The organism is Hungatella hathewayi WAL-18680 (genome assembly GCF_000235505.1).
In the GTDB taxonomy this organism is placed as follows: domain Bacteria; phylum Bacillota; class Clostridia; order Lachnospirales; family Lachnospiraceae; genus Hungatella_A; species Hungatella_A hathewayi_A.
This window is the reverse complement of record NZ_JH379027.1, coordinates 1,410,629-1,429,563: the sequence shown is the minus strand read 5'-3', so window position 1 is coordinate 1,429,563 and position 18,935 is coordinate 1,410,629. Positions and strand designations below refer to the sequence as shown.

Below are 18,935 nucleotides of genomic sequence, written 5' to 3'. Positions count from 1 at the left end.
GAGTACTCTCATCTCAGGCATCCTTTTCCCAGGCATTTTCTCACCCGCCGGCCCGGACTACCAGGACCACTCTTCCAAGCACGTCCTCCGCCGGCACCGTTCCCATGGTCCGGTCCCGGCTGTCTATAGACACCCCGCGGTTGTCTCCAAGCATAAAATACTGCCCGTCCATCACCGTCAGCGGTCCTCCCATCTCATCTCCGGCCGCTTCCTTCGACGTATCCGGCAGTGTGACATAAGTCTCTCTCACCTGCACTCCGTTCACCACCACACGGCCTCCCGACGCGCTTATCTCCACCTCGTCACCCGGCAGTCCCGCCACACGTTTGACCACACTCTCTCCATCCTTCTCAAAGGCTATTACTTCATCCCGACGTATTTCTCCGGAAAGACGGTAATAGACAATCCAGTCCCCATGATTCAGATATGGATACATGGAGTTCCCGGACACCTGGTCAATCCCTATCACAAATCCAAACACGATGATAACTCCCGCCACAAGCCCCAGCGCCCCGAACAGATACTTCAGGTTCCGGTTCTTCCTGACCGTAAAATATCGTCTCATCTCCACACGAATCCGGCACCGGAGCCGCTTCTCCAGCGCCTCGTACTCCAGCTGTCCCGTCTTCCTCCCCGCTTCCAGCGACTTCACGATATCCCACAGATAACAGATAATCTGGGACTCGTCATATCCTCCACGGTGGACCCGGTGGAAATGCGACTGCTTCTTTTCTTTTTTCTGCGGCTCTTTCCGCCTTTTCTTCCGGGACTCCCCTTTTCCTGCCGCCGCTTCCACGGTTTGCACCTCTCTCCGGGCTTTACCCTCTAATATGAATTACAGAGTAAACTGCTGGACAATTATTTCAGAAAAAGCAGAAATGCCACCCTCCGGCAGCCCGATTCCGGCCATTTTTGCCGCTTTCGCCAGGGACAAATAGAATATTCAGATTGTTTGATTTATTTTTGGGCATAGCAAAGCTGGCCATCCTGTTTTTCTCGTTTCAAAAACACAACCGCCGCTCCTGTCAGACCCCATTTTACATAAATCTACGTAGTCACAAAATCGCTTTTCCATTTTTTTACATCTCAAACCTTGCAAATTTTACGAAAATGGGTATAATAGACTATATCAAGAAGGGATTTTCCTTCTGTTCAGATTTTTTTCACCGCATAATTCATATTATGGGGTGTTATTTTTTTGCCGTAAAACCATTCTATCCAAGCACCAGCCGCATCCGCGACATCTGCCTCCTCGGCTGTTCTTCCGTCGTCATCGTGTATATCCGTGTCGTGTTAATGCTGGAATGCCCCAGCAAATCCATCAGCCTCACCACATCCTTCTCAATGCTGTAAAAAGTTCTCGCAAACAGATGCCGCAGATTATGGGGAAATATTTTCTCCGTATCCACTCCTGCTTCCCGTCCCAGCTGTTTCATCTTCTTGCTCACATTGCTCCTGTCCACCGGGTTTCCCCGCCTTGAGATAAAGATACTCCCCGCTACAATCCCGGCCTTCTTACAGTATTTCTTGAGCAGCCTGGTCAGCTCCTCCGGAAGCAGCACCACCCGGCATTTCCCCTTATTATAAATCTCCGCCCGGCCATCGTTCAACGCCTCCACCGTGATAAACTTCAGTTCACTGATTCGAATCCCCGTACTCCCAATCGTCTGCAACAGCATACTCATCTGCTCATCTCCCTGCCTGCGTGCCGTATGTACCAGTCTCTCATACTCCTTCCCGGTTATCTCCCGCTCCGGCCGGCTGTACTGTACCTTCTGTATCTTAAATAGTCTCACCTTCCACTCCCCATACCCCGCAAACACCAAAAAACTGTTCACCGCCGCCAGCATAGAGTTCGCGCTGGTTATTTTATACGCTTCTTTTAACTCCTGCTTATAATCCCGCACCTTTTCCCGGCTAAATTCCCCATCACTCCCCAGATGCTCCATGAACCGCCTCACATCCCGGATATATTTTTCAATCGTGGCCAAACTTTTCTCCTCATCTTGCAGATAATCTTGGTATTTCTTCAACATTTCTTCTGTGATATTCACATTTTTACGCTCTCTCATACAAAAAAAAACCTCCTTTAAGACTTTATATTTTTTAATTGTATCATGATTCCAGGCTTTAATCCAGAATAAAAAGGAATTTATAATATTGAAATATAGGTTGTACTCCGTTGAATTGTATAGTATAATTTAGTTAGAATAATAGCAATATAATCCTATCAAGGAGGTGTGCAATGCAGACAATTATTAAACCATCGGCCGCAATCCGACAAAATTATAATGAAATAGCAACCCTATGTAAAGAAACGCAGGAGCCAGTTTTTCTGACCAGAAATGGCGAGGGTGATTTAGTCGTTATGGACATTGCGGTTTACGACCAGAGAGAAAAACAATTGGAACTGCGAGAGCGATTAGTTGAAGTGGAGGAATTGCGCCGCAGCGGTGTGGAGGATATTTCTGCCCGCTCTGCCAGTCAGATGCTCCGAAAGAAACTTATGGAGGAATACGATGTATCAAGTTGACATTTCTCCGTCTGCAAATCATATTTTAAATATGTATACGGATTTCTGTGTTAGAGATAACGGAATGGAGTGTGCTCTGCGCCTTTTAGATTCTTATGATGAAAAGATATCCTTTCTGGAAATGCAGCCTAAAATAGGCTGTTCCAGATTGAAATACATACCAGATAAGTACAGAGTTCTCAATTTCTGGCCCCATCTATGGTTTGTCTTTCAGATTTATGAAGATTCTCAAGTGGTCAAAATAGAGTATATAATTGATGACAGACAAAATTACGGTCCATTTTTAAGATAATTTCAAACAGAGTTCCTGTGGATTTGACAGTTGATTATCCACAGGAACTCTGTTTTTTACTCTATGGTTTTGGTGATTCTATTTATCCCTGGATTCCGAGGGTTTCGGCAATGCGTTCTTTGGTGCGCTCGCACTGGTTACGGCCGTAGATGATGTCGCTGACGGTGGAGTTGGCGATGCCCAGGCGTCTCGCCAGCTCCTGCTGGGGTATGTCCTGTTCTACCATTGCGATTTTCATTTTCTTTCCAAATGGGGTGCATGGGATTCTGTTTGCCATGTGTGGGTCCTCCTTTTTTATTGATTCTTTCTTTATGCGGTTGGGTCTGTTACGGATACGGTGAAGACTGGGGTTACGTTGAACTTGTCTCCGGCTCTCCAGCCTTTTCTGGTGAAGGCGTAGATGGTCAGCGGCATTTCGTTTTTGCCTGCTTTGGCGTCTACGGCTAAGTCTTTGGCTATCAGCTCTCCTTTGGTGGTGGAATTCAGGTAATACTTATCTGTGCTACTGATTGCTGTTGTCATCCAGTAACCGGGGGCTCCTATTTCGTCCGGCTCTGGCTTTGTTGTGCCGTCATAGGCTCCGGCTTTCGGGGAGTTCTCTGCGGAATCCTTGATGGCAAACAGCATGTTGTTATCTTTTGTTTTTACATCTGCATACGTGTTTGTCAGAACTGGGAGACTTCCTCCGTTGGCTTCTGGAGTGACTCCTGTCACATATACCCAGACTGACGATGCGGAATTGTTGGTGATCTTGTAAATCGTATCATCCGGCTGTTCCACCTGGACATTGACCGTCTTGGTGGCATCCCCACCTGCCTCGGAGTCAGGTATCTTGGTCATGTCTACGTTGAAGGACACGGTGGTCGGGATGGTGACGCTTAAGGTGGTTACCTTGATGGTTCCTGTCAGAAGCATGTTGGTGTCTCCGACACTCTTAACATCTTTGCTCGCTTCCACGCTTGTCTCGCCTGTCGCTCCTGCCGCGTATGCACTCGTCATTCCGCCTGCCGCCATGGCTATGGTTAATGCCAGGGCTGCCATTTTCTTGGTCTTTCTCATTGTTTCTTCCTCCTGCTATCCTTTTATTTTATTCTCTATATGAATCAGCTGGCTCGTTGGCCTGGACTGCGCTGATTTTTAAGGTTGGCCTTACGGTGAACTCGTAGCTTCCGTAGAAATCGGCCGATACTTTTCCGTATAGTTTTAAGGTGGTCTGACCGCCTGCTTCGATTTCCGCCACATAGATGCCTGTCTTTCCTGGGCAGATGGCGTAATGCTCGAATTCCCGGCTGGTCTGGTACCGGCGGTTTTCCATTCCCAGTACCAGGATGGCGGTTCCTGGGGCGTTTGCACCGGCTATGGTGTCTACCAGCTGGAAGGACTGCTCCCGCTCGCTGGAGAACTTCTCCGAGAATTTGACGTCATTGTCGCCGATGTCGTCCACACGGGCGATTTCCAGTTTTACCGGCACTACGGAATGGTTTTCGATTTTTACATCCGGGCTCAGTATCTGCGCCGCCGGGGCGCTTAAGTCGAAGGGCGCTTCCGGGTCTACGCTGAATTCGAAGCCGTCGGCCGGGAGACTGACGGATATCAGGGACGCGGTTACGGTTCCCTTCATCTCCACGGGGACTGAAGCGCTGTCCCCTTCTTCCGGGTTGATTTCCAGGTTTTCCAGGCCGACTCCGGTGGGTGCTTCCCCGCTTCTGCCACCGGTGAGCGGAACTGTGTTCTGCAGCCGGCTGGTTCCATCTGTTTTTCCCATACTCCCGGATATTCCGGCTCCATATGCTGGCATTGTCTGGCTCTGCGCCAGGAGACAGACCGCTGTCAAGACCGCCACACCTGCCATCTTCTTTCTCTTCAACATCCCTCCCCTCCTTTCTCCTTCTGTTGTTCTGGTTTCCACTGCTCTATCCGTCTCATTCATATATCACCAGCCTGATTCTGGCCGCGGCCTGGCCGATGTATTCTTCTGTTTCCAGACGGTAGGTGTAGAAGCGGGCCGTGCAGTCGTACTCTCCTACCGGCAGGTCGGTGTCCGGAGGGGCTGACTCTACGTAGTTTCCTGGTTTGATGGCTCCCGTTTCGTATATCTTTTCTCCGGTGTCATCACGGTAGATTTCCACGCGTATCAGTTTTCCCTGGTTGGACGGGTTCTCTATCAGCCAGTTGACGGAGCGGTCACGGCCGGTTCCTGGGCCGCTGGGGGTGGCGTTGATGGACATGGCAAGCATTCCTTCTTCCACCACTGAGTTTAACTCTCTCTGACGCTCTTCCTTTGACTTGCCTGGAATGTCTCCGGCTATGACGTTGGCCTCGTAGGCCAGGCCCTCTTTTGCCTCCGGTTTGCTCCTCTCCAAAAGCAGATAGACTGCCGCTCCCAGCACAGCCACTACCAGCAGTAATACCACTACCAGGACTCCCGTGAATTTCTTTCCGAGTTTTTCTTTTCTACCCCGCCCGCTCACAGGGACAGTGGGCATTTCTCTTTTTTCTTTCATATGCCCTCCATCAGTCCAGCACGTACACAGTGATCTGTGCCGCCGCTCTTCCTATGTAGCTGCTGTCCTTGATCCGGTAGGAGTCAAAGTAGGCGATGCACGGGTATTCCCCCTCCGGCAGTTCCACATCCAGATGGGTGTTGTCGATATACTGCTCCGGGTCTAAGTAGCCTGAACGGTAGATTTCCTCCCCGGTGTCCTCCCGGCAGATGGTGACGGTGAATCGGGTGCCGTTGTTGGGCGGATTCTCTATCAGTAGATTGATTTCTGACTTCCCGTCTTTCATGCTGGGCGTTGCGTTGATGGAGAAGGAGAGCATTCCCTCCCTCACTACCTCGTTGAGCGCCTCCTGGCCCCCTGCCGGGTCGTTGATGGTTCCGGTCTTTACATTTCCCTCCGCCACCAGGCCGGGTGTTCCTGCGGCCGCTGGCTGGCTGTTCCTGGCTACCAGGTAGGCCGCCGTGCAGGCCACAGCCACGCAGAACACCAGGGCCAGGAGAATCACCAGCAGATTGGCATGGCTCCGTTTCCCGTTTCTGGGGCGGCGGGGGCTGTGCTTTGGTGTCTGTTCCTCTTCCATACTCATCCGATCCTGTCTCCCTCCTCCAGCACCCGCAGGATGATATCCAGGGACATGCTTCCCGCAGGTGTCTTTTCTTGAAACAATTCAATCTGGGCTGTCACCGGGTAATCCCCTGTTTCCAGTTTCTTCTTTAATGTAATATCCTTCACATAGCTTCCCGGGTCCACCCGGCGGGTTCCTCCGAGATGTTCCCCCGTCTCCGTCAGGTACAGGTTGACGCGGGCGCTGTAATGGTTGGCCTCCGGATTCTCATACTCCAGGTTGCAGGTCTTCTTTCCCAGCTCCACCTTTGGTATCTGGTTGATGACCACCCAGAAATCTCCTTCCTCCACCGTGCGCTCTTCCGCTGCGTGTAGAGTTCCGTTCCTGGCATGGCTGTCTGGCAGAATGTCCACCTGGGCCTGCACCGGGTCCGGCAGGATTCCAGCGTTGGGAACCCAGGTGGTCAGGACGATTACCAGGACTGCGGCGGCGGCCACTCCGCCTGCCGCCCATGCCATAACTGCCGGACGGATGGGGAGCTGCCGCTTGAAGCGGTTCACCCGCCGCCTGCGGCGTCCCCTCTGCCTTCTCCGGCTCTGCTCACTTCGGTCTGGCTCCGGCCCTGCCTTCCGGCCCGTCCCTTCCTTTCGCTTCGGTTCCGTCTTCCGGCCCGTCCCTTCCTTCCGCTCCGGCTCCGTCTTCCGGCCTAGCCCTTCCTTTCTCTCCGGCTCTGCCTTCCGCTCTGACTCTGCTTTCTGGTCTTGCTCTGATGTGTTCCAGTCTTCTTTCCTCATCTTCTGTCTCCCATCCGCTCAGACCGTCAGCTTCCACTTCCTGCGGTATCGGCTGTCATTGTCGTTGTGGTTACATCCTCTTTCGGGATTCCGCTGCTGTAAGTAATCTTGTAGCCAAAGGTCTGCTCCGGTCCGGCGTAAAGCGGACTGTATTCCATGAAGTAGTGGAATTTCAGGCTGTTTTCTCCTGTCTTTTCCTTTCCTACCATATCGTATGACACCCATTTTCCGCCGTCCTTCGGATTGTAGTAATACTCATCGGTTCCTCCGCCGGCTCCGCTGATTCCCAGCTTCACTCCCGCCTTTACCAAATCCGTTCTCTCATCAATGGGTTCCAGCTTCGCTTTAATCGGCATTAGCTCCACATTTTTGTCCGTCAATGGGGTGACTCCGGAGATTCGCCCGGTTAATGGATAGCCATTTTCGTTTGTCACGGTTACTTCATTTGACTCGGACTTCCGTTTTACTCCGGGCTCCAGCTCAATGGTCACCTGATTCACCGGGAAGGTCAGGCTCATGGTCTTGCTGGCCGGGTCCTTCACGGTGATGCAGATCTCATAACGGGTTGTCTTCCCAGTGTCGCACACATCCAGCATGAATGTCCTCTTTGGCGCCGTGTACGCGGCTCCATTGTAAAATTGTATCCAGGTGAGGCTGGCAATCTGGCCCGCCTCAACCGGGTCTGTCAGTGACGCATAGCCTATGATTTCTGTCAGCATCCTGTTGGCAGCCCGGAAAGCCAGCTTCTTGTTGGCATTCTCATAGCCGTAAATGCTGAAATTCGGACTTAACGCACTGGCGCTGACCAGTTCGAATGTAGAACTGCTTCCGCCTTCTTCACGCAGTCCACGCAGCAGTACTTTATCAGGCAGAGGTTCCCCTTTCAGGCTCGCCGAGACTCCTGTTACCGATGCTGCCGGGCTTACCTCAGCTGTCAGTTTCACCGGTGCATCCAGGGTCGGATATCCATGGGTTGCCTCATTGCTTAAGGACGTATACCATACCCGATCGTCTCCCATCCGCTCAGTAGTATCAAGAGTGTTTAACTGGTCGGTCTGTTTCTGTGTTTTTTCCAGCACACCTGCTTTGCCATCCGATTCCACATCGCTGTAACAATTCTTTGCAACCGCATTATATCCCACAGGATTTTTCCCTCCCTGGTTCGACCCTTGTATCGCTACAAGTGTATTGCCGGCGACATAACAATTCTCTATGGGTAGCGCCGTGTTGTCGTAATATCCTAAAATACCACTAGCAGCGGACACCGAACCATCATAAGTTCCTCTACTGGAAATTGTGGAATCTATGGTATAGCAATCCTGGATTTTCCCTCCATTCTTCGCCTGGCCTGCGATTCCACCGGCAGAGCCTCCTACCGATCCCACTCTAATCACTGCATTTCTGGCATAACACCTGGATATCATTGTTCCAGCGCCATCCATCTGTGCAGCAATCCCTCCTCCCCAGACTCCTCTTCTGGCGTCAGGATCCGCAGGACCTATAACAGGAGCTTCCATACCAATTTTCATAACCTGTCCGGTGCTTTTCAAAATTCCAATCAACCCAGCACTCTGCATCCATTTCCCTGGTACTCCACCCGCAAACAAATTCTTAATCTGATATACCTTTGCCTGTCCTTCGCCGAAATGTCCCTGATAAGTACCTATCGGAATCCATGGAATCCGGGCATCTTCGGTTCCTCCGTAACGGGCTCCCAGAAGGTCGATATCCTTGGTCAGATTGGCATTCAGGGTCTGATTTCCCACATCACTGTTCACCGTCATGCCGAACCATCCCAGCTGCTCCGCACATTCTATGGCATAGGCTGTTCCGTCTTTGACTGGCTCCGGGATGAAAGCTCCTGTGCTGTCTTTCAACAGCTGGTCCTTCACTCCCTGTCCAATCACTTCCCAGCTCTCCGCCGGCTGCAATTTCTTGGTATCATAATCCGCACTTCCTGCATAACACAGAGACGGATATTCCCCGGACTTCCAGGTGAAATTACCATAGTCTGACACGGAATTCTGCATCCCGTTCCGGTTCAGCGCATAGGCCGCCGCCCAGGACTGTAACTGGGCTGTGGTCAGGCTTCTGGCCTCTTCCTCCGTCACATTACTGCCCGCTCCTTTGACTCCGGTACTGTTGGCCGTGTCATAATAACAGCCTATAATACTGTTGTCTGCATTCTTTCCACTTCCGACAATCGCTCCCGTTGTACTGGCCAGTGAAGAGGCAATATTTCCTGCATTGTAACAGTATTCCAGCTTATTATTCTTGGCATAGACTGAGATATTTCCTAAAATACCTCCCATACTTCCATCCACGGAAGCTCCCTGGCCAATCGTTCCCAGATTATAACAGTTTCGAATCGTGGAATCCTCTACATTAAACCATCGTCCCGCAATTCCTCCACAATTTATTGTGCCCCCGCTCGGGACGGAGACAGCCCCCTGGTTCCAGCAGCCTTCTATCACCACACCGGAAAATGCTGTGGAACTTGAAATGCCAGTCATTCCAACTATACCACCTGCGGAAGCGCCAGGCGTATTCGTTCCTCCAACAATATCAGCCGCGTTCCAGCAGCCGGAAATTTTTGAGTTTGCTCCAACCATTAATCCTGCAATTCCTCCTGCATAGGAAGCGCCAGTTATTTTACCTGAGCCAATCCCCAGATTCTTAACTGTTCCGCTGACACTAGGCACTCCCAGCATTCCTATAAATCCTGCCGGGGCGTCGGTGCTTGTTGTCACAACACTCATATGTCTCAGACTGTGTTCTTCACCGTCAAAAGTACCCTGGTATCCCGTATTCCACACATCTCCACGCGTCCCCATCGGCATCCACAAAACCGCATCATCGATGTTGTCGGTTCCGGCATCATATGCAATTCCGGTATATGGAGTTCCAAACAAATCGATATCTCCGGTCATCCTTCCGGAAATGCCGGGCCTTCCATGATTCACCTCATAGGCAAACCAGGCCAGCTGCTCCGCATTGGCCAGCACATAAGGCGAGGACGCTTCTCCTGTTCCGCCTGGCCTCGCTGTCACCGCTCCTGTGGTCCGGTTTCCGATTAGTCCGCCGCTCATTCCTAAACCAATATCCTCCCAGCTATCCGGGGCTCCTAGTTTCTTTGGCGCGTCTGCATCCGCAGAACCCGGCCAGCAGATGGTGGGATACACCGGTGTACCGTCATCTGCCGCCAGATAAGTCCATGCACTTTCCGTTGTGGCTGTGCACGCAAAGGAATCTTCCGTCTGGTCAAGACCATATCCATTCAATGCATAGGCGGCCGACCAGGACTGTAACTGCTCTGTGGTTACTCCTTTCGCTTCTGTCGAAGTAATGCCATCACCTGGTTTTGAAGTTTTGGTTCTATCATAGTAACAGTTCATGACTGTTCCTTCCTTTGCTGCCATAATTGCACCAGCCTTTTCTGTTCCTGCCACCACTCCGGCATTATAACAGTTGGCAATCGTTCCCCATGTTCCAGATGATGTCAGGCCCAATAAATTCACAATGCCACTGGAGTTCGCCCCCTTCACATTTCCTGTATTTCCACAGTTTCTTATGACAGGACCGGTATAAACATTGGCCGTTGAAGCAGCAATTCCTCCGGAAGAAAACGTGGTTCCAGTTACATCTCCCGTGTTATAACAGCCTTCGATATTCACCTCCCTGCAATTCAGGATAGGCCCAACAATTCCACCGACATCACTCTTGCCACTCACCGCCGCGCCGTTCCAGCATCTCAATATGTTTCCACTTCCATTGATTACCCCCGCCAGGGCACCAACATTATTACCCGCACCAATTATTTTTCCGGACTTGATTCCCAAATCTTTAAGAATTCCCTGGTTTGCACTCTTGCTCAACGTAGCAACAAACCCTGCGGTATTCGTAATCTCATGGACAAGCAGATTGGAGAGCTGATGACCGCCTCCGTCAAATATACCTCCATAATTATAGTATTTTGACACGTCCGCGTTCTTTCCCATGGAAACCCAGCGAAGCCCCTGTTCCATATTGTTTTTGCTGCTGTCATAAGATATCCCGGTATATTTTGTACCAAACATATCCATATCTGCCGTCATAGTACCGCAGTAAGCAGGAAATCCCTCACTAACCTTGTAGGCAAACCAGGACAGCTGCTCCGCATTGGCCAGTTGACAGGGACTGGTGGTAGTACCATCTCCCGATGGCACCGGAATCAGCTGTCCGGTATCCCTGTCTCCTATCAGCTGGTTCTCCACTCCGTATCCAATGTCAAGCCAGGTGGAGGCCTTCAGTTTCCTGTCTTCAAAATCGTCATCTCCGGACCAGCACAGAGTCGGATATTCCCCTAATGCTCCGGTAAAGGAACTGTCTGTGGTATCTGTGGTATCTGTGATGTCAGTCACACCTGTGGCCCCTGTGGATTCTAATCCATATCCATTTAAGGCCCATGCCATCCCCCAGCTTTTTATCTGCGCTTCGGTAAGGCCCCGGACTACCTTTGGGACATCTGCTGTACTCGTACCGATTCCGTAACCACTTTTCTGTTTGTCATAATAGCAGTTTACATAAAAATCCGGGTTCGCCATATTTCCGATTGCATAGCTTTTACCGGCTGATGAAGATACGGTGCATGTTCCCCCATTATAACAATTCTCTATAAGGTCTTTAGTCGCATTTGACGCCAGCACTGCATAGATGCCTCCGCAGCCTTCCACTCCTGTGACCGCTCCTAAATTATAGCAGTTCCTGATTCTTGCTCCGTCTCCGGCAACTCCTCCATTTCCACTTATGTGAGCTACAATTCCGGCAGTACGCGTTCCCACCGAACTACTGACCTTTCCTATGTTGTAGCATCCTTCTATCACCGGGTTATATTTTGATGTTCTTCCACCAATTGATGTCGCTTCTGCTGCAATACCTCCTCCCAGGTCACTTTCTGTGATTATCTCCGCTCCGTTCCAGCAGCGTCTGACCTGGCTCTCTCCTGCCACTATGGTAGCAATTCCGGCAGCATGATGCTTCGCTGAAATTTTCCCGGACTTTATCCCTAAATCTTTCACGGTTCCGGAATCCGTCACATTTCCCAGCATGCCGATAAATGCATGATAGTTTTCATTTTTTCCCATAAATACATTAGATAAATGATGTCCATTTCCATCGAAGATACCTGTATAGCCCTTTACCCAGGTGAGGGTATCCGCATCACATACTCCCATGGAAACCCACTCAATGGCAGACTCAATATTGCTGCCATCTGCCGCGCAGTCCACACCGCTGTACTTGCTTCCGAATAAGTCAATGTCGGTCATCAGTTTGCCGCAGAGACTTAACTTTCCGTTATTGACCTCGTTGGCAAACCAGGCCAGATCTTCCGCGGAAGACAGCAGATAGGGATTGTCCTCCGTTCCGTAGGTCGACGTCTCGCTTGACGGTGACTGGACGGTTGGGGCTGGAAGCCCTAACGCCGCAACACCGGCCCAGGTGGTAATCAGGTTTTGGGTCTTCAGAATCGGATAGCCGTCGTTGACTTTGGAGGTGGCCGTATTGTTGTATATCCAGTTTTTCTCCGTGATAGACGTATTCAACAAAGTTATTATGGCCTCGGCTTTCATTTCTGCCGTTGTCTTTCCACTGCAATTAACAGCATACGCTGTCGTTGGTCCATTGCACACGGCCTGGCTGCTCAGGATATTGTTGTCCCAATAGCAGTTATAGATACCGCCTCCATCTGTTTTACTCGCTGTAATCCACCCAGCTATGGCATATCCGCTGCCTGTGGCACTGCTCACTGGACCTGCCACATAACATCCGGCTATTTTTCCCTTACAATACGTGCTGTCCCAGTAATACAGGAGACTATCCGAACCAAAAATACCACCAGTTTTAGCATCTGTATTCCCTTTCACAGTTGCACGGCTGTAACATCCTTCTATCGTAAGTGGTACCGCAGAAGCATTTGCAGTTACCCATGCCTGTTTACTATATCCCATTGCCACAATTGCAGCGGTTACTGAATTATCCGATGTATTATCAGGTCCGGTTGACTCCACCCAGCTTCTCGGACCTATTCCCACATTTTTGATGACAGCGCCTTCGCCAGCATAAGAAAATAAACCAATATTACCACGAGCCTTAGCATACATACGGTCTATCATATATCCGCCGCCGTCAAAGATTCCTCCATAAGTTCTTATCGTTTCCTTAAGAACACTTCCTGAAAGGTTATATCCTATCGGTATCCATGGTAAGTCTCCACTGTCAACGTATGCATCCCCACCCAGGTCAATGTAAGCAGTCAATTCTGCATCCAGCTTGGTACTGCCAGTCGCATTGGTAATCTGGTTAGCGAACCAGGCCAGCTGCTCGGCGCTCCCTATCTGATAAGGGGTCGTGACTCCATCGCCCGCCGGAAGGGAATACCGCTCTCCGGTATATGGATTTCCAATCAGGCCGGCTTCCATTCCGTCTCCGATGACACTCCAGTCACTGGCTGGCCCCAGTTTTTCTATGGGATTGCCCGCATCATCAGTTTTTCCATCCCAGTATAAGGACGGATATTCGCCCTCTTTCCATGTAAAGGATGCCTCTGATGCATCTTTGGCTTCCCGGCGGTAACCGTTCAGCGCGTAGGCCAGCGCCCAGCTCTTCATATGCTCTGCGGTGACCCCAGTGGCCTGCTCTTTTGTAAGACCACCACCAGCGGTTCCTATTTTGCTGGCATCATAATAACAGTTTGACACCATATCAAGTTTCCAGTTGCTGCCGCCAATAATTCCACCTTTATATCCCTGACCACTAAGTTTTGCTGAAGAATAGCAGTTTCTTAATTCCAGATAATAAGGTACACTCGTATCATCGCTGACTCCATTTTGACACCTTCCAATAATTCCACCGGCGGCAAGCCCGTTGTTCTGGGCTCTCATTGCTACATCTCCCAAGTTATAACAATTTTTAATCAGATTGTGAGAAGCCCTTCCCACATAACCCACAATTCCTCCGGAATCACTCCCTACATCTATTGTTTCAAGATTATAACACCCCTCAATCAAACTGTTATCTGTATTGAGAAGCCCTACAATTCCTCCTCCGCATCCGTTATCCGTTACTAATGCACCATTCCAGCATCTCTGGATGACAATATTACTGCCCTCCGCCTTTCCAGCGATTCCTCCTCCGTAACAACCAGGATCTCCAGACAGCATTGTTATTTTTCCGGATTTTATTCCAACATCTTTAATGATGGTTGGATTTTCGGTACTCCCTATCCTGCCGAACAGACCATAACTTTTTGCTTCTTTTACCAGCATCGCTGTCACATGATGACCATTTCCATCAAATATGCCCGTATAACTGTATGTATACCTATAATTACAAATTGGGACCCATACCAAAGCCTTTTCAATATCTCCTGTGACTTCCTCGCTGGTCATACCGGTATACGCGGTACCGGATAAATCCATATTGGCAGTCATTTTCGCGTTAATATTGAAATTTTCGTTGTTCACCTGCTTGGCAAACCAGGCCAGCTGCTCGGCATTGGTGAGCACATAAGGGTTGTCCTGGCTTCCATCGCCTTCCGGTACCGGAACTTTAAGTCCGGTGGCACGCAGTCCCATAAATCCGTCGGCAACTGCCTGACCGACCACAGACCAGTCCTTGGCAGGAATCAGTTTCTTCTCCGGATTTACCGCCGGGTTATAAAGGGTTGGGATTCCTCCCTCTGTCCAGGCCCAGCTGCTCTGACTGGATTCTGATTCCAGTCCATAGTTATTTAAGGCAAATGCTACCGCCCAGTTGTTTAATTGTGCGGGAGTAACTGCTGTTATACTGACTGGCTTAACATTCGTACCGTATTTCGTATAGCCAGCTTCACTCATACTGCTGTCATAAAAACACCCGCTGATTGTCGTGTTAAACCATAGAATGCCACAGATTCCTCCCAGATTTGTTTTACTGCCTCCGATACACTCTCCCAAATTATAACAGCCTATAATCTTTTGGTCTGACCAGTTGCCAGGATTACTCGAACCAACGATTCCTCCTCCATAGCTTTCTCCTCTCACCCTGCCCGTATTATAACAATTTATGACGATACAACTCTTTGAGCCCCCGGTACTTCCAACAATCCCTCCAACAGTATAACCTTTTATAAAACCTGTATTATAACATCCGTCAATGGTGATTCTTCCGCCTTCTCCTGGTTTCAACTGATGAATAAATCCACAAATCCCACCTACATAAGTGTAAGAACTCGTCAAAACAGTACTGTCATATAGAATGCTGGCCCCATTCCAGCACCTCACAATATTTATCTTTCCTAAACCTCCGACAGTGCCTGTGATTCCCCCCATATAAATAGATCTTGAATTTCCCATATCCATATTGCTTATTTTTCCGGACTGGATTCCCAGGTCTTTTATCACTGCCTCATCCCCATCCACATCCACGCTGCAAAGAGCCCCGACAAAACCTTTACAGTCTATCACGGTTCCATCATCCAGCGCCGTATCATTCACCAGCATATGGGAAATAGTTTTGTTATTTCCATCAAATACACCCTGATATCCCCAATCCACATAACTGTATCCTATCGGTACCCAGGGAAGGGCGTCATCAATATTATCCCTGGCCTCCACATAGGTATTACCAGTATGGTTCCCGCCGAACAAGTCAATATCGTCCATCAGCCTTGCGTTGATTTTCCTGTCCCCGCTGTTGACCTTGTAGGCAAACCAGGCCAGGGCCTCCGGGGTGTAGATTTCATAATAGCCATCGGTGGCATTCTGCACCGGCTTCATATCCGGCAGTTCGCCGGATTCTACCTTCTCTGCAATATTCTGCCAGGTTCCTGTCACTGCATATGAAGCTACGCTTTTAAGCCCTGGGACGGAAAATGATTTTGCTGATGCTCCCACGGTTCCTTTCAGGAGAATATCTCCGGCGGTCTCTTCGTTTCGCTCAATAGTGGTTTCCTCCGGGCTTGTGGATGCTTCTTCCGTAATTGTCTCCTGCGCGGTCTCTGTTGGCTCCGCTGTGATTTCAGTTTCAGGTAACTCATCCGCAGATACATTCTCTTCCGGTGCTGAGGTCTCTATGGGGCTTCCCACCTCTGGCGCTTCATGGTCGGAGAGTGTGACTGTCTCTGGTTCTTTCTCTGGTTCTCTCTGTTCTCCCTTGTCGGAATACACACGGTTGTTTTCATCGATGATGACGTTTCCTTCGGCTTCCCATTGTATCTCCTGGCCGTCAATTTCAGACGGAAGTATCAGTTCTCCATCTTCAAGAACATCAAATAGCGTGTATTCGTCCGGCAGTACCAGGGCGATGGCGGAGGCTTTGGAGCTGTCCGCGACGCCTTCCTGGCTGCTGTATGCAAAAGATTCCAGCTGGGGATAGGCATTCTCGCTGTAATACCAGGTTCCAGGTATCTGTGCGTCAAGTCCCACCATCTGGGAAGTCGGCAAACCCTTTAAGGTGAATTCCGGCAGTTCGCGGACCTGTGTGGGGGTGGCTGGTTCCTGAGCTATTATTGGGTCTGGCTGCTCCGGATTTTCGAACAGTTCGTCTGCTCCTGGCTGCTCCACAGGTGCTTCTATCCACTCTCCTGGGCCGACCTGTATCATTCCGGTGTGGTCTTCTTCTGTTTCGGTCTGGGATTCGTCTGGTGGCAGCTGTTCCGGGAATCCTGATGGCTGGTTCTCTGTCAGGGTTTCTTCCTGCTCTGTCTCTTCCAATTCGGTATCTTCATTCCTGTCTTTGGCGCAGGCCATCTGTTTGTCGTAGACACAGCCTTTGAACTTTCCGGTTCCCAGAGCTGTGAATCCTCCGCGGATGGTTCCTGCTTCTCCCAGCACCATGCTGGAATAGCTGTTTTCTATACGGCCGTCGTTGATGGCGGCAAATCCTCCAGCAATATCATCGCAGGACAGGACTCCTGACGCATAGCTGTTCTCGGTCCTTGTATGGGCTCCCAGGATTCCGGCTAATCCTCCGGCGTAGGTTTCCACTCCGTCCAGTTCGGAGGAGAGGCTTACCAGAACAAAGCTGTCTGATATCAGGGTTTCACCGGCTGTCTCGGCTACCAGGCCTCCGGCAGTTACACGGTCTGCGGTCACAAGGATGTAGACGTCGCCAAATGGGTTTCCTATGTATTCGATTTCTTCTTTATCAGTTTCTGTGTCTTTGGCATCTGAAGGGCTGGCTGGTTCTGGCAGCTCTTTGTCTGGCTGGCTGTTATCGGTCGTCTCTCCATCTGCCTGGTCTGCATCTGAGGGAGTGGCCTTGGCTGCGGCTTCTGCCTCTGCGTCCGGCAGTTCTGATATCTTCAGCATTAAATACTGTCTGTTTACTGGGTGGACGGATGCGGTGTTCTCTGCCGGGGCTTCCGGCTGGTCTGCATTTTCTTCCTGAGGGATGTCCACTTCTGGCTCCTCACCTTGTTCCGGCGCTTCCACTTCGGATATGTCGGTATGGTCTTCTGATTCCTGAGTGCCTTCATTTCCTGGATTCTCCGTATTGTTTTCTGTCTGGCTGTCTGTTTCCTGATTGGTATCATCCGGAATACTCACTTCTATATCAGGTGTGTTGTTTTCTATATCACCTGTTTCATTTTCATTTCCAGTATCTGTTCCATTTACCGTATCTTCTTCTGTTTCATCAATTACATCACTTTCATCGACTACACCGGCGGCGTCTCCGCTTCCACCGGCTCCATTTCCGCCTGCCGCTCCATTCCCAACTCCGTTATCGCCGACGTCCATGCTGCTCTCCGGCGCTTCTGACGACTCTGTCTCTGACGGTTTCTTCCGTTCTTCTGCGTCTGCCGGGCTGGCTTTGGCTACCTGGTACTCGGCTTCCGATGGGCTGGCTGTGTAGATCTCTCCATCCATTCCGCAGTTTCGGATTTTACTGTCCACTGCGTATGCCGCCAGCGCACTGTATCCGTCCACGTAATGTTCGCCGTCATAATACGTAAATGGCTCCGTGATTAGCGCTCCGCTGAAAAACAGGTTCTCTATCTCCGCTTTCTTCACAACGCCGAATAATGGCCGCTCCAGGCCGCTTATCACATGGCCGTTTCCATCGAATTTCCCGGTGAACGGCTCCACGTTGTTTCCGATTGACTGGTACAGCCATCCCAACTCCAGGTCTTCTTCCAGACGGTAGCTTCCGTTTAAGTTATAATCCTCGCTTTCGCTGTCCAGCAGATACTGCTCCAGCTCCTCGCCCGTATGTAACTCCACGGTCTCCCGGCTCTTTGCACGGGCTGTTCCGATGCTGTGCAACGCGTATCCCGCCGCTCCCACTGCCAGAATGCAGGCGATTCCCGCTATCACATATTTCAGCCGGTCCTTCCCGTTTGTTCTCGTATGCAGTCTAAAATGGCTCATATCTGTACCCCTCCATTGGTTTATCCTCTATCTTTTTGTTGCTTTATCTCTCTTATTTGTATTCCAGGTAATCCCGCCCCGGTCATTCGCTCACCCTCCGGCCCGGACTACCAGGACCACTCTTCCAAGTACATCCTCCGCCGGCACCGTTCCCATGGTCCGGTCCCGGCTGTCTATGGACACTCCCCGGTTATCTCCAAGCATAAAATACTGCCCGTCCATCACCGTCAGCGGTCCTCCCATCTCATCTCCGGACGCCTCCTTCGACGTATCCGGCAGCGTCACATAAGTCTCTCTCACCTGCACTCCGTTCACCACCACACGGCCTCCCGACGCGCTTATCTCCACCTCGTCACCCGGCAGTCCTGCCACACGTTTGACCACACTCTCTCCATCCTTCTCAAAGGCTATCACTTCATCCCGACGTATTTCTCCGGAAAGACGGTAATAGACAATCCAGTCCCCATGATTCAGATACGGATACATGGAATTCCCGGACACCCGGTCAATTCCTATCACAAATCCAAACAGGAGAATCACTCCAGCCACAAGCCCCAGCGCCCCGAACAGATACTTTAAGTTCCGGTTCTTCCTGACCGTAAAATATCGTCTCATCTCCACACGAATCCGGCACCGGAGCCGCTTCTCCAGCGCCTCGTACTCCAGCTGTCCCGTCTTCCTCCCTGCCTCCAGCGATTTCACGATATCCCACAGATAACAGATGATCTGTGACTCATCATATCCTCCCCGGTGGACCCGGTGGAAATGCGACTGCTTCTTTTCTTTTTTCTGCGGCTCTCTCCGCCTTTTCTTCCGGGACTCCCCTTTTCCTGCGGCCGCTTCCACGGTTTGCACCTCTC

12 protein-coding genes are annotated in these 18,935 nt (G+C 50.6%); 2 read left to right on the top strand and 10 right to left on the bottom strand.

Annotation, left to right across the window (positions count from 1 at the left end; translation table 11 throughout):
* Positions 1 to 40: 40 nt before the first annotated feature.
* Positions 41 to 796 carry a signal peptidase I gene (gene lepB / locus HMPREF9473_RS06500; protein WP_006779276.1) on the bottom strand — a complete coding sequence of 252 codons (756 nt, stop codon included), beginning with the start codon at positions 794 to 796 and terminating at the stop codon, positions 41 to 43.
* A 418-nt stretch (positions 797 to 1,214) separates the two neighbouring features.
* Positions 1,215 to 2,072, bottom strand: a complete 858-nt coding sequence (locus HMPREF9473_RS06495) for a tyrosine-type recombinase/integrase (protein WP_006779275.1) — start codon at positions 2,070 to 2,072, stop codon at positions 1,215 to 1,217.
* A 173-nt stretch (positions 2,073 to 2,245) separates the two neighbouring features.
* On the opposite strand from HMPREF9473_RS06495, the gene HMPREF9473_RS06490 reads away from it, so the two are divergent.
* Both HMPREF9473_RS06490 and HMPREF9473_RS06485 read left to right on the top strand, forming a co-directional pair.
* Positions 2,246 to 2,533: a type II toxin-antitoxin system prevent-host-death family antitoxin gene (locus HMPREF9473_RS06490; protein WP_006779274.1), complete on the top strand. Its 288-nt coding sequence runs from the start codon at positions 2,246 to 2,248 to the stop codon at positions 2,531 to 2,533.
* Positions 2,520 to 2,825 (top strand): hypothetical protein, encoded by a 306-nt coding sequence (locus HMPREF9473_RS06485; RefSeq protein ID WP_006779273.1) that lies wholly within the window; start codon positions 2,520 to 2,522, stop codon positions 2,823 to 2,825. Before HMPREF9473_RS06490 ends, HMPREF9473_RS06485 begins: the two co-directional genes overlap by 14 nt.
* Positions 2,826 to 2,907: 82 nt before the next feature.
* Here HMPREF9473_RS06485 and HMPREF9473_RS06480 read toward each other — a convergent pair whose 3' ends face one another.
* The 8 genes from HMPREF9473_RS06480 to lepB (HMPREF9473_RS06445) all read right to left on the bottom strand — a co-directional run bounded on the left by HMPREF9473_RS06480 (position 2,908) and on the right by lepB (HMPREF9473_RS06445) (position 18,921).
* A complete protein-coding gene (locus tag HMPREF9473_RS06480; protein WP_006779272.1) occupies positions 2,908 to 3,102 on the bottom strand; it encodes a helix-turn-helix domain-containing protein in 195 nt (64 codons plus the stop codon).
* A gap of 32 nt (positions 3,103 to 3,134) precedes the next feature.
* A complete protein-coding gene (locus HMPREF9473_RS06475) occupies positions 3,135 to 3,884 on the bottom strand; it encodes a hypothetical protein (RefSeq protein WP_006779271.1) in 750 nt (249 codons plus the stop codon).
* Positions 3,885 to 3,912: 28 nt separating this feature from the next.
* A complete protein-coding gene (locus HMPREF9473_RS06470) occupies positions 3,913 to 4,695 on the bottom strand; it encodes a hypothetical protein (protein WP_006779270.1) in 783 nt (260 codons plus the stop codon).
* Between the two features lie 52 nt (positions 4,696 to 4,747).
* Positions 4,748 to 5,329, bottom strand: a complete 582-nt coding sequence (locus HMPREF9473_RS26015) for a hypothetical protein (protein ID WP_006779269.1) — start codon at positions 5,327 to 5,329, stop codon at positions 4,748 to 4,750.
* Between the two features lie 10 nt (positions 5,330 to 5,339).
* Entirely contained in the window at positions 5,340 to 5,915 is a 576-nt protein-coding gene (locus tag HMPREF9473_RS26010; protein WP_006779268.1) for a hypothetical protein, read from the bottom strand.
* Positions 5,912 to 6,688 (bottom strand): hypothetical protein, encoded by a 777-nt coding sequence (locus HMPREF9473_RS06455; RefSeq protein WP_006779267.1) that lies wholly within the window; start codon positions 6,686 to 6,688, stop codon positions 5,912 to 5,914. The genes HMPREF9473_RS26010 and HMPREF9473_RS06455 overlap by 4 nt, the downstream gene beginning before the upstream one ends.
* Positions 6,689 to 6,714: 26 nt before the next feature.
* Positions 6,715 to 18,075, bottom strand: a complete 11,361-nt coding sequence (locus HMPREF9473_RS06450) for a hypothetical protein (RefSeq protein WP_006779266.1) — start codon at positions 18,073 to 18,075, stop codon at positions 6,715 to 6,717.
* 90 nt (positions 18,076 to 18,165) lie between these two features.
* Entirely contained in the window at positions 18,166 to 18,921 is a 756-nt protein-coding gene (gene lepB / locus HMPREF9473_RS06445) for a signal peptidase I (RefSeq protein ID WP_006779265.1), read from the bottom strand.
* Positions 18,922 to 18,935 lie beyond the last annotated feature (14 nt).